Below are 16025 nucleotides of genomic sequence, written 5' to 3' on the forward strand. Positions count from 1 at the left end.
GATAGTTAATGAGTAAAAACCATCATAAAATTGATCCTGTTTGTCCAGTAGAGTCGATGACACAACCCTCTTTAACTAGTGAACCAATCACACCTTCTCCTTCTCCTGTATGGTTCATTAAAGTTCCAGTTGTATTAGTAGAGCCCAAAATTCAAATCGTTGTTGAAGCAGATATTCCACTTGATCCACCCGCATTCGAAATTAAGCGAGTGTTAAAAGATGTATTTTTAACGCAATGTAAACTTGTACCTGTAGAATTTGGAGCTGTACTTGGATCCCCAGACCGTTTCGTAACAAAAGCTAAATTATTTGTAGGAGGATTTATTCGCAAAAACATTGAATATGCGACAAAGGACTGTAAAGGTGTCATTCAAGATCGAATTGCCGATGTTCCATTTTCTGGTTTCACAGAAATAGGTGCAGAAGGATCTGAATCAACAACTACATTTTTAAATTTCCCCATTTTAAATGGATCTTCAGCAAGTAGTTCTCGATTTATTAATCCGAAAGATGGGATTACGCCACGTCAAGATAAATACTTCTTTGAAAATAGTGTGTTTTATAATGAGCAACCGTATGGCGAGTTAGTCAGTGCCGATTTTTTTGAAATTGATTTTTCTCCATGCCCTACAGATGTGCATGAAACGTTTGATACACTACGCGAAAAAATTGTCGTTGACCTTACTGTAAAAGTATTACAACTACAACAAGTTGACGTGAATGGGCCTAAACCATAGATGTATTTTTAACGCAATGTAAACTTGTACCTGTAGAATTTGAAGACGAAGGCGAATTCCGAGAGCATTATTTATAAAAATGTTTGATCATTTTTAACAAACCTTCTTCCATTAACGCTCCCGTTAGCTTAACAACATGCACCTTCGAAAAACAAAAAGGGATTGATTTATAATCAACCCCTTTTTGTATACAATAAAAAAACGTAGCTGTAATCAATAAAATATTAATTTCATAATGTTTTGTTGGATAACCTCCCAGTCTTTTTAAGAGGAAGTTGTTCTCAACTAATTCAAAAGGTCAAAAATGCACTTGAATATTTAACAACTCCTGAAACATTATCAAGAGCATTTTCTCTCAGCTCCAATGCCATAAATGTCTCTTCTGGTACTTCGAAAGGTGCTTTTATTTTCCATAAAGATGCTTTTTTAAACCCGAATTTTGGATAATATTCTGGGTGCCCCATTACAACTACAGAATTGTATCCAAGTTCGTTGGCTTTTTTTAATGATTCAAGAATTAAAAACCTTCCTATACCTTTATTTTGATAATCTGGTAAGACTGAAACTGGAGCAAGAGCAAGTGATTCTTCAGAATGATTGTCATTAATAATTTTTATTTTAGATAAAAGAATATGACCAACAACTTCTTTATCTTTATTAATTGCCACTAAAGATAATTCTGGAATGAAAGCGTCCGATTTTCTGATCCGGTGTACAAGTCGATGTTCTGTCTTATCACTAAATGTTTCATTTAAAAATGATTGTTTTACAACTTCTTCTGTCAACCTATATTCTTTTGTAAGTTCTTGTCTAATGTTAATATTCATTTTTGATCTCCCCTCCTATCATCCTCTATTTTCCTCTATTTCTTATTTCTTTTTCTATTTTGCGAAGTAGTTTTTTCGAACCACGCTCTATATCATGATTCATTTTTCGCGTTTTATGATCCACAAACAATGTTTCTAAATCATATCCATCAGGGTATAATTCTTTCGCCGCTACCTCTAATGAGATTCTCTTAACATTTACGTCAATAAATTCACCTTTATAGAACACAACAACATTAGAGAAATTGTCTATATCATCTTTGTATACAATTCCAAAATCATCATGTTCTAGTAATTTCACGCGATCCCCCTTTTTGTATTCATACATATCTTGAGGTTTTTCTTTGACGATCTTAGGCTTCCTTATTTTTTCGGGACTCACAGATTCTAAATGATACTCTTTATTTTCCATATAATCTTTGGCTTTTTGTAGCACATTTTCTCTTACATTCATTTTTTTAGAAATCCAAAGGGCATTACTGTCCCCTGATTTTCCTATCATCAATTTATACATTGGTTCCAATGTTTCGTTATTAAATCGCATTGCTGAATTCATAAAGTCATTGTGCATTTCTGAAAAGCGTTTAATTTCACCATAGTGAGTGGTCGCCACTGTAATACATCCCATATGATAAAATTCTTCTAAAATTGAAATCGCAAGTGCCGCACCTTCATTCGGTTCCGTACCACTTCCTATTTCATCAAATAGTAAAAGTGTATTATTATTTGATGCCCTCATAATTTCCGAAAGGTTTTTCATATGAGATGAAAATGTACTTAGAGCATTTTCTAGACTTTGATTGTCACCAATGTCTACAAAGATGTTATCAAATATTGCAAGTTCCGTTTCCTTGTCCGCAATAATGTGGAAACCTAACATTGTCGACAATGTTACTAATCCAATTGTTTTTAGAACAATCGTTTTCCCGCCGGCATTTGGCCCCGTAATAATTAAGCTACGATAATTTTTCCCAATTTCAAAATTAAGCGGTACTGCTCCTTTTAAAAGTGGGTGTTTACAATTAACTAATTTTATATAGCCATGATCATTTATTTTTGGTTCTACTCCGCCAATAATGTTGCTAAATTTCGCTTTTGCGAACACCATATCATATTGGCTAATAAGATCCATGTTTATCTTGATTGCATAAATGTTCTCTAATAACGTTCCCGATAGAGTAGCTAATATTTGATATTCTTCCATCGCTTCGTCAGCTTTTAGGCTTGCAAGTTCTCCATTTAATTTTGTAACGGTATTTGGTTCTATAAATACTGTGGAACCTTTAGAAGAAATTTCGACTACTGTTCCTTCAACTTGATTTTTATAAGAAGCTTTAATAGGAATTGTGTATCGATCGTATTTCTTACTAATAAAGAATTCTTGGATATACTTCTTATTGTTGCTATTATTTAAGAATTTATTTAAGCGATCTTTAATTTTTTCTTCAGTTGATTCGATGTTACTTCGTATACGTTTTAATTGGCTACTTGCCGCAGAATCAACACTGTTTCCTTTGATTGAAAAATTAATTTCTTCTTCAACGCTTTGGAATTCGGTCATTGAACCCGCGTGCGATGTTAGAACTGGTGCATAAAACTCTTTATCCGACATAAATTTTTTAATTCTTCTACATCCTCTTAAAAAGTCAGATACGCTTACCAATTCACTTGCATCTAGAATGATTCCTTTTTCAAGATTTCGTATCGTATTTTCAATATTAGAAACTCCTAAAAATGGTACATGTCCTTCTGCATCTAATATCGCTCGTGCTTCTGTTGTTTCATTCAAGCGGTTTTTAACTACTCTTATATTTGAGTTTGGTTTCAATTTATCTATCAATTGTTTACCTAATCCACTTACGCAATAAGATTTAGCTATTTCTTTTAACTCATTAAATTCTAACTTTTCATAAGTTGTATTATTCACTTTCTATTCTCCTCACTATGATTTATTAACTCATAAATGAAGATACCTACCCATTAGATTTCAATGCGATTTCAATCATGAAATAGGAAAAGTTGGTATACTCCACCATTTCCGTATAAAAATAAACATAAAAAAGCTGCGGGGATACCACAGCTTTTTTTACATTTACAAGGCATGTGTAATATACATATATATTGAAATAAGCCATTAAAAAATGTAGCTATCTCATTATTATTACACGCTTTATAAAGTATTGTAGGTATCTCATAGGTTTTGAAATAAATACATAACAAAATAAGGAATATTGAATATATAATTTCCTTTTGTCATCTTATTTATTTCATTAAATTCTTCCTATTTAGAACCTATCACACTCACCAAAAGCACCTCTCTTTAATTTATAGTTATATCCATTGAAATCTAATTAACGCGATTATACTATTCATTATTAAAAAAGTAAAGTTGAAATACATTCCACAGATTGGCCCAATTGAATAAGGAAAGACTGATTCCATAAGGTCTTTACACACTTTTCCAGAGAATATATTGATAAACGGTTAAACTTTATTTCAAATCTACACTAATTGTACTTATACCAATTATATCGCATGACAGAGAATAAAAACTGATCTACAGTACTGCTGCTCTCAGCACGTAAATCAGTTCGTTTATCAATGTCTTAGAAGGATCATCTTGTTCTGCATTTCCTGAAGTTGTACCCTCACACGATCTAAATCTTCTTTTTGTTGTGCGTTTGCACTGTCTTTCAGTTTTTCGAGTTCGATGTATGCTTGTTCTAATTTTAATTGAGATTCAGTGTAACCCTCATCATTGATATGTTCTTGTAACGAAGCTTCTTTGTATTGATCTTGTGCAATGTTAATTACGTCTTGACAGTGATGAATGCATTCATCTACGGATTCTCTTGTAGCCATATTGGTTCCTCCTCGTGTTTGGTAAATGGTTCAGTAAAACAGCGCATTGCGTTACGTTAGTATGTGCAGGGATTGATCAAATATTTACCATGCTAGCGAGTGAATTTTTAGCAAATAGTATTAGCAGGAGGTGTTTGTGTTGAGCAAAAATAAAAACCGTGGAAAAGATGCGTTTAGTGGAGTAAATCCTCAAGGCTATAGTGGTGGAGGAACAGGTGATACGAGCCCGAAATCGAAGCTAGAGCAGGCAGCAAAAAAGAGCCATACTAAATAAAAAGTAATTCCCCTTTAAACGTGCTGTATTGAAATCAAAGTATAGTACAAATGAAAATACGGAATCTATAGGTAGGAGGTGTTTGATATGAGTGAAAATAACAATTCAAAGGAAAATAATCATCAATCGGGTCAACCAAAACCAATGAGCGGATCTCATAAGGTTAAAAATCAAAAGCACTCCAGACAAAAAAAGCATAGTAGTCATGACATGTAAGAATTTCCGTTAGTATATACAAAAAGCGCTCTGAGTAATGTGCTCAGAGCGCTTTTTGATTCGTTAATGTTTGGATAGTCAGGTCATATTTTTCCCGTAAAAAATTTCGTCCATTTCCATTTTTAGCTTTTGAGTGATGTTCTTGATTTCATTTTCTTCAAGTATATCCTTTTTGTAACCGAACAAGTAATTGTTTAAGTCAAATTCTTTGAGCCTGCATTTCGTATGGAAAATGTTTTGCGGATACACGTTCACATCAATCATATCGTATTCTTCTTTGATCTCTTCTGGGATGAAGTTTTGAATGGAAGTAATGTCATGATCGATAAAAAGTTTATGACCACTGACGTCACGCGTAAAGCCTCTTACGCGATAATCCATAGTCATAATGTCCGTATCAAATGAGTGGATTAAGTAGTGAAGTGCTTTCAGAGGTGAAATTTCACCACATGTTGATACGTCGATGTCTGCTCTGAACGTACTAATTCCTTCATAAGGGTGGTATTCAGGATAGGTGTGAACCGTAATATGGCTTTTATCAAGTTGAAGTGCAGCGGTGGATGGGAGAGGTCCAGGTGATTCCTCAAACGATTCGGTTGGAACTTCCACAATCGGACCTTCGGATACCAAAATGGTCACACTCGCCCCTTGTGGAATATAGTCTTGCTTAGCCACGTTCAATACATGAGCACCGATGATATCCGCGACGTTCGTCAAAATGCTTGTTAAACGATCAGCGTTATATTGCTCATCAATATACTCTATGTAAGCTTCACGCTCTTGTTTTGATTTTGTATAGCATATGTCGTACATATTAAAGCTCAATGATTTTGTTAAATTGTTGAATTCATGTAGTTGGATTCTTTTTTCTTGAGTTAATTTCAATGCGAAAACCCCCTCTGTGTTGCATCCGTTTAGGTGTAGGGTACCCTGTTAGCAAAACCCTAAACGGAGATCAGTTATTCATTTAATACACGCATCTATTGTATCATTTTTTTGAAATAATACGACAGTAGGAGTGTTTAGTAAAAAGACACTAAACCGATCATGGCTTAGTGTCTTACAGGTGTTAAAATTCACGATTAAAAACTGGCTGGAACCATTTAACACCCTTTTTATTAAATGGTAGGCATTTCATGTCGAGTATGAGATGGCTTAAGTAGCCAGCGATACATGCCAGCAAAATGCCGTTGATGGACATGCTTTGCTCGAGAAAATAGGCAATCCCACTAAAAAAGAGTAAGCCAATGATCGAATGTGTCGGACCCCGATGCGGCAAAAAGGTTGCTGCAATGGTAAACAAACCAAATAAAAAGATCCACGTTTCGCCCCAAAACCACCCCAACCCTGTGATGGTGAGCCCTGATAACAAAACCATAAATCGCTGATTGATTATAAATCGTGGTACAATTATCATAGTCAATGCAATGCCAGTGCCAATGATTCTTATGATTCCATCTAATGTAATTAGGCTAAATGTACCGAGTAAGACACCTATCGATGCAAGTGCAAACCAAAGCCATTTACGGTGAAGTGACATTCGATTGGAAAGCTTGCCATTCGTATCTAAATCGGGTGCAAGTGCAGAAAAGCCGCCAAGCAAGATTAACAATCCTGTCGCCGCTGGCGCGGTATCTTGCCAAACGGCCACGCTGAGTCCGGCAGTTGCGCCAACTATTGCATGTGAAGTTCCTTTCATGATGTGCCTCATCCTTTTCTTTCCTATAGATCATAGTTATTACCTATTATACCGAACGTATGATCTTATGGCTAGGAAATTTGACAAAAGGATATTATTTATTTGATGATAATGATATCCTTATCTGCTGGATCCACTCCGTTTATCACAAGTAATTTCGTTTGGATGAATGACTCTACATTCTCTCCTGTCTTTGGGTGATTATTTTTCAACTGGATTTGGAATGGCAGCTTTTTTTCTTCCTTAGCTTTTATTTTTGTTAGATCTTTGAGAATCACTTGCGTCAGTTCTTCATCGTAATAGGACAAATCGCTATCTTCTCGCACTTCATTATGTGTGACAAAAAGAGTCAGCTTGATTCCATTAATTTCTTGGTCGGCATTTCCACCCTTCACGTGCATGGTTCCTTTAACGGTTTCCCCAGGTGAAAAGGTGTTTCGGTCAATATTGGTATCAACTTCTACACCTCCAAAACCAATGGATGAAAAAAATTTTTCAAGCATGTCATCCCCTCCTATCACAATCTTATGTATGATCTTTTACAGCGTGCTTTTCATATAAGGTAAATCCATCTTTTATTGATACTACATTATACCCATTCGATTGATAATAATCGTTTAATTTTTGACTTGATTGGACACAATCTAAACGCACAGCTGGAATGTTTTCAGATGTTGCTGTTTGCTCGACGTACGATAAGATGTGTTCCCCAATTCCTGTTTTCATATAGGCTGGTTTGATTGCTACTCGGTGAAGGTAATAAGCACGGTCGTTTTTATCCCCCCATAAGTTTACATCCCAATTATTTTGACGTGTGGCCATATTAAAAGTTGCTATCGGTTCTACACCATCAAAAACGAGCCATGTTTCTCCTCGTTCTACTGCTTGTTTAATGACTTCATCTGCTTCTCCATTTACAAAGTTTTGCCACTGATTGATGTTTTTTTGATTCAGCCATATCGACACAGTTTGGATCATGGCCATCGGTTCTTTTGTTGACAAAGCTTTCGTAAATGTTAGATTCAACTAATTTCCCTACTTTCATTTTCGATATTCAACTTATTGTACCGCAGTGATCTTGCAACCTTCAACCAAAAAAGGGTTATGTGGATCATGTCAGGGAACAGTATATATACCAACATAAAAAAGGAGGGTGCCTTTGATGAAATTACTTTGGTGGATTATTGTCATTTTAATTATTATTTGGCTTGCAGGACTGCTGTTTAAAATTGCAGGTGGTGTGATTCATATCCTTATCGTCATCGCAATTATTTTAGTCATTTACAACCTTATTACAGGTCGGAAAAAGTCATAGATGATGAACAACGCCCAGGGCAAGTGTCCTGGGCGTTGTTCTTAAGTTAACTAAGAATGTGTGGTCTTTGTTAGAAGGAGTATTTTAAGGCTACATCGAGTGATTTTATCCATTTGATCCTAGTTATTCTAAAAACTCTTTTAAAGCAGCGTTGTTCTTCTGCCAATCAAGTTCTAGAACAGCCCCTACCCCTTCATAGCGTGCATCCGAATACGTTCCCTCCAACGGAACAGTTAAGCGCTGTAACTCTCCACCACCACTGAGTAAAATTCTACTCATGATTTCAATCTGACGAAGACTAGTCATGTTTGTTTCAATATATGGCTGAGCAATCCCAAGTAATTTAGGAGCCTTCAGAACACCATTAAAGCTAATGACATGCGCTTTCAGCGCTTCAATAGCTTGTTGCTGACGACGTACTCGACCAAAGTCCCCTTCACTATCTGCACGAAATCTTGCATAGCCTAACAATTCTTGTCCATTTAAATGCTGAATACCTGGTTCTAATGTAACGCCAATGTTTTCAGACATCGCTTTTTCAACGTCTATCTGGATGCCTCCTGGAGCGAGTGCATCGATCATACTTTCAAATGCGACAAAGTCCATTATCATATAATGTTCCACATCAACATCAAAATTTTCTTTGATCGTTTGACGCAATAGTTCAGGACCACCTAAATAAAAAGCTGTATTGAGCTTGTACCCCGAATACTCAGGAATATCAACATAAATGTCACGCATCAACGACACAATATTGATTTCATCGTCTTTGCCATCCCATTGTGCAATCATCATTGTATCAGAGCGTGATTGCTCTTCTCCTCTACTGTCAACACCAATTAACAACACATTTATTTTGCCGTCTTGGTTTTTTACACCTTGGAACTCATTTTCAAAATTATAATTAAGTGCTTCTGCATCTTTTGATATTTGTGTACCTAACCAATATTGGGTTCCAGCATAAGCAAAAACGCCAATTATTAAGAAGATCATAACTGGTAAAAAAAACCGACCTTTTTTACGCTTTTTTTTCCTTTTTTTTCGCAGTTGCTTTCTGGTTTCCATAATGCCTCCTGAAAAACGTTTTTCGTATTTATTCTACTCCTATATATAGACCGATATTCGTCATGATTTGTTACAGTTTACAGAAAAACAGCGATCTTTAAAAGTAAATGGTGGTAGATTTTGTTTTAAAATGATAGAATATCGTGAAATCTGATTATGAACGTTCGCTTAGGAGGCGTTAAAAATGAATTCACTCCAAAAAGCAACATTTGCTGGAGGATGTTTTTGGTGCATGGTGAAACCATTTGACCAATATGATGGCATTGAAAAAATTGTATCGGGCTATACTGGTGGAAGGATCCAAAACCCAACGTATGAAGAAGTAAAATCTGGAACTTCCGGCCATCAAGAAGCAGTGGAAATTACGTTTAATCCTGCGCTGTTTTCCTATGATCAATTACTTGAGATCTACTGGCAACAAGTTGATCCAACAGATGACGAAGGTCAATTTCAAGATCGAGGTCCATCGTACCGTGCAAGTATTTTTTACCACAATGATGAGCAACGCGTAAAAGCAGAAAAATTAAAACAGCAACTTGCTCAAAGTGGTCGCTATAAAAAACCAATCGTCACACCCATTGTCCCAGCAGTAGCATTTTATGAAGCGGATGAATCTCACCAAGACTATTATAAAAAAAATCCGAATGAATATAAAAAAGATCGTGCACAATCGGGGCGTGATGAGTTTATTAACGAGCACTGGAAAAAATAAAAAGTGTCATGTGAGTCCTATCAAAGGACCACATGACACTTTTTTTCACTCGTTTTGTGGCAATCCATCTTCGCATTTATACTAACCACGTATTAAACATAACCCAATCAAAAATCGCCCATAGACCAAAAAGAGCCATAACAAATGCGAAAAACAGAATGACTACGTTACGATTTTCGTTAGGTTTTTTTAATTGCCATAGTAGGATGAGCAGCGCTGTGATTGTTAGGATTACACCTAGAGTCATACTTGCTCACCTTGTTGGATAAGGGTTTTACACGCCACGCTTATTCCCCCAAACATACGTATGCAGCTGAGGTAAAACCCGGACACGGTTGAGGACTGGACGCTCCATTACGCGATCAATCAGCCACTCATAACGTGAAATAAGGTCACTCACAAGTCGTTTGTCATTTTCTTCATGAACTTGGTCATTGCCGGTTTGAATGTAAAATGGAATACCCGGGTACCGCTCATGCAACTCTTGCGCAAAATCTAAATCTTTTTCATCAAAAATAACGACTTTTAATGAATAGGTCGACACATGGCGGACTTTTAAACGATCCATAATCTCGTCAAGGATAGCCATATTTGGTTTCATCATAGAGCTTGGTGGTTTTGGAGAAAGTGTAAGATCATCAATTTCTAGAAACCAGTCTTGCCAAATGCTTCCCTGTGTTTCAAGTGCCACGGTGATCTCTTGCTCATGTAACGCATCAACGAGTCCTCCCATATGACGAAGTAATGCAGGGTTACCTCCTGAAATGGTCACATGGGAAAATGAGTCGTCTCCCGTTTGATGAAGCTCTTCTACAATTTCGTTCACTGTAAGCTGTCGAATTTCATCTTTTGCAGATCCATCCCACGTAAAAGATGAATCGCACCACGCACAACTGTAATCACAACCTGCTGTACGAATGAACATTGTTTTTTGACCGATCACCATCCCTTCCCCTTGGACGGTTGGACCGAAAATTTCCATCACAGGAATTTTCTTTTCCTTTAGTTGCTGCATTAGGCTTTACCTCCTCTTTTCGGGCGGTACACAACATAGCTTGTTGGTGTTTCGCGTAAAAAGATTTGGAGGCACGTAGGTTTGTTCTCTGTTGTATCTAAATATTCTTGTATAATTTCATACATTAGGCGTGCAACGACTTCAGTTGATGGAAACTCATTACTTTTTTCAGAAAAAAACTCATCATCATTCATTACTCCGTGATCAAATCGATCATGAAGCAACTTTTTAATCGTTTGAAAGTTAACAAGAAATCCTAACTCATTCAAGTCCTCACCAGCAATCGTCACGTTGGCATAATACGTGTGACCATGTACGTACTGACATTTTCCAGCTGTCTCATGTGGAATCGAGTGTGCTGCCGCAAAATGAAAGTCCTTATTTAATTCGTAAGAGAAATCATGTGTGGGAGTGGGATAAATTTGCTGAATCATCATTTTCCGCCTCCCTTTTCTCTAAATAGCGTTCCATGCCACGGCTGCGGAGCTTACATGCTGGACATGAGCCACAACCCTCACCTTGTATGCCGTTGTAACACGTTAATGTGTTATAACGCACATAATTAAAAGCACCTAAATCATCTGCTAAAGCCCATGTTTGCTCTTTATCAAGCCACATTAGAGGTGTATGAATGATAAAATCTTCTTCCATTGATAAATTCACCGTAACATTAAGCGACTTTATAAATACATCACGGCAATCCGGATAACCACTAAAATCAGTCTCACATACACCAGTTACAAGGTGACGTGCACCAATTTGCTTCGCTAACACAGCGGCAAATGACATAAACAAAAGATTACGTCCAGGGACAAAGGTTGAAGGTAACTGACCTTCTTTTAGCTCAATCTTTTGGTCATTTCGTGTTAACGCTGATGGTGCCAATTGATTTAATAAACTCATATCTAATACATGGTGGTTTACATCTAATTCTTTCGCAATTGTTTTCGCCACATCAATCTCTTCAATATGGCGCTGTCCATACTCGAACGTCACAACTTCTACTTCGTCAAATTGCTGTTTTGCCCAAAACAAACACGTTGTACTATCTTGGCCACCACTAAAAACGACCAAAGCCTTATTATTTTTGTTCATAAAAAAAGCTCCTCTCCTTTTGCAGCTAAAATAGCCATCTGAAAGAAGTAAGAGTGTTCACGAAAAAAGATAAGCACTAAAAAACACAGGTATCCCTGCAATTAGTCCTAGTTTTTTATAGAGGGATGGTCGCGAACCTCTTCTTATTTCAATATAATTAGTTTTATCATAACACATGTACGTACCTTGTGGAGAATAGAATGTTAACTAGTGGATGACTATCCCTTTTGTACGACAGTTGATCCTAACCACTCGTCGTTTGAACCATAAAAACGACCATTTCTATATTCAGAAATGGTCGTTACTCATTAAAATTTACGTGGGTTCGGTATGACTTCTAGTAAGCGTGTTCCTTCTGCCATGTCGCTACCGCAAATTGGACATGTCGGGGATCCTTCATCATGACCGGAAAAATTCGCTCTCATCCAGCCTTTACATTCATCCGATGAACACTCCCATACAGCAGTGTCTTCTTTTACAACTTCTTCTGTCGGTTTACGTTGAAACATATGGTAGTCTCCCTTCACGATCCAGAGTCCAAAGCTAGTTGCATAAAACCATGATCAAAAAAAATATTCACTCATTATAAAGCTTCCATCGTACTCCCGCTTTATATAAGTGAAACCATTTTAATCTGCAAATAGTGTCTAGTCATAGTATACCTCAATTGACAGTCAATGTCAAAGTAGGAATGATTAGCAGGAAAACAGACCGTCTATTTGGCGGGTTATGTTATTCGTACATGCGTAACGATCAGCTTTTTTCAACTGTTTTTTGACCTTTATCTCGATAATCGTTTATTGATTTTTTCGTGTGGTCAACAAATTGTGTGAATTTCACTTTTGAATCGTCAAATGCAACTTTAGCTTTGTCACGGTTCCCCTTCTTTTTGAAATAAGCATACCCAGCTGCACCAAGTCCTAGTAAAGCAAAACGTTTCATTCCCATCATGTATGACCTCCTATTCTTTTCATAAGTAGTGTATTCACCCAGTATTTATTTGTGTGTATTATTTATTGAATTCTTAGTTGCTACTAAGTAGATTATATTTAAACGTCATTTCGTTAAGTTGCGTTCAATCTAGTTAAAGTCGGAAAGCATTACAAAGGAGAATGTACCAGGACGAAGAAGCAAAACAATACTTCGTAATGATGGAACAGCCCGAAAGAATGTGAAAACTTATTAGACAACTTTGAGGATAGGCAAAGAGTCCTCCTCATCTTCGAGGAAAAGAATCGGTGATTGACTTTTTGAAAGTTGAATCATCTGCATAAAATAAGAAAATCAAGATACAATAAATGTGGAAGTAAAATGATATCCTCTCGTTAAGAATGATGAATTTCGTGGAGGTGGTTTTGATGAACCGATTAGAGCATGAAAACGTGCAGCATGATAACGATAAGCGCGAGTCAAGCACAGTGAAGGCTCATCAGCTTCTAAGCTATGGAATGAAAGAAGATGAAGTCCAAGAATTAGCAGAACACCGTGACGATGGATGGCAATATGTAGACGAGGAAATGTAAAAAAACATCCATGTGGTTATCCGCATGGATGTTTTTTATGTGTGTAAATGATTCCAATACAGGTCCTTCAAAATAGTTCAGTAAAAAGCATTTAGATAAAGGGCGTGGATAATCTTATCCCGTTATCTTTAAAGTTTCGAATAATAAATCCTCCACCAACACACCAGAAGTGTTATCAATCATTACCTCCCACAACCGTTCGGTCTAGTATGAGTCTCTCTTTCTCTATCCCAATCAGCTTGATCTTCTCTTTATCAATAAAGACGTTTTCCTACTATCCACCACTTAACTTTGTTTGAAGTGGTGGCTTTCCTTGAGTGTTACGTCCGACAGTTCCTCTTTAGATGTCCGATAAGTGGAGTTCATTCTATCCCTTGATTATTTTACAATCGGAAGAAGCCTATTTACGGGAAAAAAACAGCTTTAGTATATATCTATTTATATCCCCTCGGTATTCATTAATACAATTCTCCAGCCATCAGGATCTTCAATTGTAATCCCCTTTTGTTTCCAATATGGATTTTCTGGTTCGACAGATTTATAGCCTAAATCTACTAAACGCTTGGCGATCGAGTCCCGATCCTGAATTTCAGGGAAATAAAAGACTAATAGGTTATCCTTAGAAGGTGGAGAACATGTTGTGATTTGATCATTCTGTGTAAATTCTAAATGGTGCTCCTTTCCTGGAAGCCCGAACATAACACCGTTAAATCCTTCGTGATCATTAAAGGATCCTATTTCTTTTAATCCTAGACCCTGTTTATAAAATCGTTTTATTTCTCCAATGTCATTCGTTGGCCTAGCAACTCTATATTGAGCCACAACATATTGATCATTCATGTATTCTCCCATATCAGTCACCTCATTTTACATGTTCGCGAATGCGTCGAATTTTATTTATTCAAATAATCCTGTACAGATATCTACACGTATATACCTTAATTGTTGTTTTAACAATTATAGATAGTTGTAGGTTTAAAGTTTATCAAGACCTAAAATATAAAAAGTCAAACGCACCCGATTGTGGATTAAGTGTTATTGAAAAAAATCACTTAAACTGCAAAAGAGAACTTCGATTCATGTTGCCTTTAGCTTAATAAGAAAATTTCACAATTTATATAAAGCTAGATTCTTTTAAAAACTCTCTAAGATCAGGGCTATTCCCCCAACTTAATTGGCAACTCCACAAGACCTCTGAAAATTTCAGAATGTCTCCACTTGATTTCATGTTCGTCAACATCGAGTTTAATATTTGGAAAGCGTTGAATAAGAGCGCTAAACGCTATTTGACCTTCCAGACGAGCAAGTGGTGCACCTAAACAATGGTGCATCCCAAAGCCAAATGCAATATGTTTATTTCGTTCTCTCGTAATATCTAGTTTTTCAGGATTGTCGAAGCACTCCGGATCACGATTAGCTGCGGCAATACTTAAAAGTATCAGCTCTCCCTTTTTGATCTCTTTACCGTAAAGAGTCATATCCTCTAACGCATAACGTGCCGTTGCAATTTCGACTGGGTTGGTAAACCGTAATAATTCCTCAACTGCTGTTTTTATATGTTCAGGATGCGTTCTTAATTTTTCTAGCTGTTCAGGATGTTGAAGGAGGGCTAACATACCATTACCGATCAAATTGACAGTTGTTTCATGACCCGCGACGATTAGGAGGAAAAGCATAGAGAGGAGCTCTTTTTTGGAAAGATTCTTCCCGTCTTCTTCAGCCATTACTAGACCACTAATGATATCGTCTTGTGGAGATTGTCTTCTTTCCTCAATGAGTATTTCGAGATAATCAATGAATTCTTTTACATAAGAGTTGAGTTTCTCTATATCTTCAGTACCGTTTGAAATATCCGTAACTGCATTTGACCAGATTCTAAATTGATTGCGATCCGCTACTGGAATACCCATCATTTCTGAGATCACGATAATGGGTAAGGGAGCTGCGTAATCTTCCATTAGATCTACACTTCTCTTTGTTTCCAAATCTTCAAGAAGATTTGCAGAAATTTCCTCAATTCTTGTTCTTAAACCTTCAATCATGCGTGGAGTAAAAACCTTTTGAACCAAAAAGCGTAAACGTCTATGGTCAGGTGGATCCTTAAAAAGCATATTATTGATTATAAAATCCGCTTCCTTAATTTCAATGGTTTGTTTTAACTCGTCTTCAGACATCACATTCCGCAAATCTTTTGTGAGTCTTTCATCTTTAAAGAGAGCTACAACATCACTGTAACGTGTAATTAACCAACTGACTTCTCTTTTGTTAACCGTAAATTCGTGGATAGGTTCATATTTTCTTAAATTGGATAGCGTTGGGTACGGATTGTTCTGATATTCTGATGAGTAAAGATCAAAAGCCACTTTTTTCATACAAATCCTCCATAGTAAGATTTTTAATACGAAAACTCGGATGCACTTGCCCCATTCTTTATCCAGTCTGTTTATTTCCCTTCGTGTTTTAATTCAACCTTAACCTACGAAAAAACCTGCATTAAACCCGGCGACAGTAAGCATTAAATCAAACAGTAATACCAGTTTTTAGGGTTTTACTTGCAAAGTATGTGTATGCTAGAGCAACAAAAAAACGAAATTCTATATTGGAATAAGTTCTATAGGCTCATTTCAGGAGAAATCAAAAAAGAAAAAGACAAAAAATACTTACAGACGATTTTGTTTGCCTTGA

22 protein-coding genes and 1 riboswitch are annotated in these 16025 nt (G+C 36.5%); of the genes, 6 read left to right on the forward strand and 16 right to left on the reverse strand.

The annotated features are described in order from the left end of the window. The first annotated feature begins 8 nt into the window (after window positions 1–8). A complete protein-coding gene (locus AB1471_RS14430) occupies window positions 9–737 on the forward strand; it encodes a CsxC family protein (protein WP_367780476.1) in 729 nt (242 codons plus the stop codon). A gap of 290 nt (window positions 738–1027) precedes the next feature. Here the strand turns inward: AB1471_RS14430 and AB1471_RS14435 are convergent, their stop codons facing one another. The 3 genes from AB1471_RS14435 to AB1471_RS14445 form a co-directional block, all read right to left on the reverse strand. Further along, window positions 1028–1564, reverse strand: coding sequence for a GNAT family N-acetyltransferase (locus AB1471_RS14435; RefSeq protein WP_367780477.1), 537 nt, complete (start codon window positions 1562–1564; stop codon window positions 1028–1030). A gap of 25 nt (window positions 1565–1589) precedes the next feature. Next, entirely contained in the window at window positions 1590–3491 is a 1902-nt protein-coding gene (locus AB1471_RS14440) for an endonuclease MutS2 (RefSeq protein WP_367780478.1), read from the reverse strand. 671 nt (window positions 3492–4162) lie between these two features. Then, window positions 4163–4426, reverse strand: a complete 264-nt coding sequence (locus tag AB1471_RS14445; RefSeq protein ID WP_367780479.1) for a YtzC family protein — start codon at window positions 4424–4426, stop codon at window positions 4163–4165. A gap of 139 nt (window positions 4427–4565) precedes the next feature. Between AB1471_RS14445 and AB1471_RS14450 the strand changes: the two genes are divergently transcribed. Continuing rightward, on the forward strand, window positions 4566–4700 hold the full coding sequence (locus AB1471_RS14450) for a small, acid-soluble spore protein L (RefSeq protein WP_367780480.1): 135 nt from the start codon (window positions 4566–4568) through the stop codon (window positions 4698–4700). An 87-nt stretch (window positions 4701–4787) separates the two neighbouring features. Then, a complete protein-coding gene (locus tag AB1471_RS14455) occupies window positions 4788–4916 on the forward strand; it encodes a small acid-soluble spore protein P (RefSeq protein ID WP_367780481.1) in 129 nt (42 codons plus the stop codon). Between the two features lie 78 nt (window positions 4917–4994). Here the strand turns inward: AB1471_RS14455 and speD are convergent, their stop codons facing one another. The 4 genes from speD to AB1471_RS14475 form a co-directional block, all read right to left on the reverse strand. Then, window positions 4995–5801, reverse strand: a complete 807-nt coding sequence (speD, locus tag AB1471_RS14460) for an adenosylmethionine decarboxylase (protein ID WP_367780482.1) — start codon at window positions 5799–5801, stop codon at window positions 4995–4997. A 184-nt stretch (window positions 5802–5985) separates the two neighbouring features. Further along, the gene (locus AB1471_RS14465; protein ID WP_367780483.1) at window positions 5986–6615 is read right to left on the reverse strand and encodes a metal-dependent hydrolase; all 630 of its coding nucleotides are present in this window, start codon (window positions 6613–6615) and stop codon (window positions 5986–5988) included. A 98-nt stretch (window positions 6616–6713) separates the two neighbouring features. Beyond that, window positions 6714–7118 carry a sporulation protein gene (locus AB1471_RS14470; RefSeq protein ID WP_367780484.1) on the reverse strand — a complete coding sequence of 135 codons (405 nt, stop codon included), beginning with the start codon at window positions 7116–7118 and terminating at the stop codon, window positions 6714–6716. A gap of 22 nt (window positions 7119–7140) precedes the next feature. Continuing rightward, window positions 7141–7641 carry a GNAT family N-acetyltransferase gene (locus AB1471_RS14475; protein ID WP_367780485.1) on the reverse strand — a complete coding sequence of 167 codons (501 nt, stop codon included), beginning with the start codon at window positions 7639–7641 and terminating at the stop codon, window positions 7141–7143. 136 nt (window positions 7642–7777) lie between these two features. Between AB1471_RS14475 and AB1471_RS14480 the strand changes: the two genes are divergently transcribed. Further along, window positions 7778–7930 carry a lmo0937 family membrane protein gene (locus tag AB1471_RS14480; RefSeq protein ID WP_367780486.1) on the forward strand — a complete coding sequence of 51 codons (153 nt, stop codon included), beginning with the start codon at window positions 7778–7780 and terminating at the stop codon, window positions 7928–7930. 123 nt (window positions 7931–8053) lie between these two features. Here the strand turns inward: AB1471_RS14480 and AB1471_RS14485 are convergent, their stop codons facing one another. Next, on the reverse strand, window positions 8054–8995 hold the full coding sequence (locus AB1471_RS14485) for an LCP family protein (protein ID WP_367780487.1): 942 nt from the start codon (window positions 8993–8995) through the stop codon (window positions 8054–8056). A 184-nt stretch (window positions 8996–9179) separates the two neighbouring features. On the opposite strand from AB1471_RS14485, the gene msrA reads away from it, so the two are divergent. Next, entirely contained in the window at window positions 9180–9707 is a 528-nt protein-coding gene (gene msrA, locus AB1471_RS14490; protein ID WP_367780488.1) for a peptide-methionine (S)-S-oxide reductase MsrA, read from the forward strand. A 76-nt stretch (window positions 9708–9783) separates the two neighbouring features. Here msrA and AB1471_RS14495 read toward each other — a convergent pair whose 3' ends face one another. The 6 genes from AB1471_RS14495 to AB1471_RS14520 form a co-directional block, all read right to left on the reverse strand. Then, complete coding sequence (locus AB1471_RS14495) at window positions 9784–9954, reverse strand: hypothetical protein (RefSeq protein ID WP_367780489.1); 171 nt, start codon at window positions 9952–9954, stop codon at window positions 9784–9786. Between the two features lie 27 nt (window positions 9955–9981). Further along, a complete protein-coding gene (gene queE / locus AB1471_RS14500) occupies window positions 9982–10722 on the reverse strand; it encodes a 7-carboxy-7-deazaguanine synthase QueE (RefSeq protein WP_367780490.1) in 741 nt (246 codons plus the stop codon). Next, a complete protein-coding gene (locus tag AB1471_RS14505) occupies window positions 10722–11156 on the reverse strand; it encodes a 6-carboxytetrahydropterin synthase (protein ID WP_367780520.1) in 435 nt (144 codons plus the stop codon). The genes queE and AB1471_RS14505 overlap by 1 nt, the downstream gene beginning before the upstream one ends. Next, window positions 11122–11817 (reverse strand): 7-cyano-7-deazaguanine synthase QueC, encoded by a 696-nt coding sequence (queC, locus tag AB1471_RS14510; protein WP_367780491.1) that lies wholly within the window; start codon window positions 11815–11817, stop codon window positions 11122–11124. The genes AB1471_RS14505 and queC overlap by 35 nt, the downstream gene beginning before the upstream one ends. A gap of 101 nt (window positions 11818–11918) precedes the next feature. After that, a riboswitch (PreQ1 riboswitch) is annotated at window positions 11919–11963 on the reverse strand. A gap of 162 nt (window positions 11964–12125) precedes the next feature. Continuing rightward, entirely contained in the window at window positions 12126–12326 is a 201-nt protein-coding gene (locus AB1471_RS14515) for a cold-shock protein (protein WP_367780492.1), read from the reverse strand. Between the two features lie 244 nt (window positions 12327–12570). Further along, window positions 12571–12768 carry a hypothetical protein gene (locus AB1471_RS14520; RefSeq protein ID WP_367780493.1) on the reverse strand — a complete coding sequence of 66 codons (198 nt, stop codon included), beginning with the start codon at window positions 12766–12768 and terminating at the stop codon, window positions 12571–12573. A 407-nt stretch (window positions 12769–13175) separates the two neighbouring features. Between AB1471_RS14520 and AB1471_RS14525 the strand changes: the two genes are divergently transcribed. After that, window positions 13176–13340, forward strand: coding sequence for a hypothetical protein (locus AB1471_RS14525; protein WP_367780494.1), 165 nt, complete (start codon window positions 13176–13178; stop codon window positions 13338–13340). A gap of 438 nt (window positions 13341–13778) precedes the next feature. Here the strand turns inward: AB1471_RS14525 and AB1471_RS14530 are convergent, their stop codons facing one another. Together AB1471_RS14530 and AB1471_RS14535 are read right to left on the reverse strand one after the other, a co-directional pair. After that, complete coding sequence (locus AB1471_RS14530) at window positions 13779–14192, reverse strand: VOC family protein (protein ID WP_367780495.1); 414 nt, start codon at window positions 14190–14192, stop codon at window positions 13779–13781. Between the two features lie 305 nt (window positions 14193–14497). Beyond that, window positions 14498–15712 carry a cytochrome P450 family protein gene (locus tag AB1471_RS14535; RefSeq protein ID WP_367780496.1) on the reverse strand — a complete coding sequence of 405 codons (1215 nt, stop codon included), beginning with the start codon at window positions 15710–15712 and terminating at the stop codon, window positions 14498–14500. Window positions 15713–16025 lie beyond the last annotated feature (313 nt).

Origin of the sequence: Jeotgalibacillus marinus, from assembly GCF_040801915.1 — a bacterium.
Classification (GTDB): Bacteria; Bacillota; Bacilli; order Bacillales; family Jeotgalibacillaceae; genus Jeotgalibacillus; species Jeotgalibacillus marinus.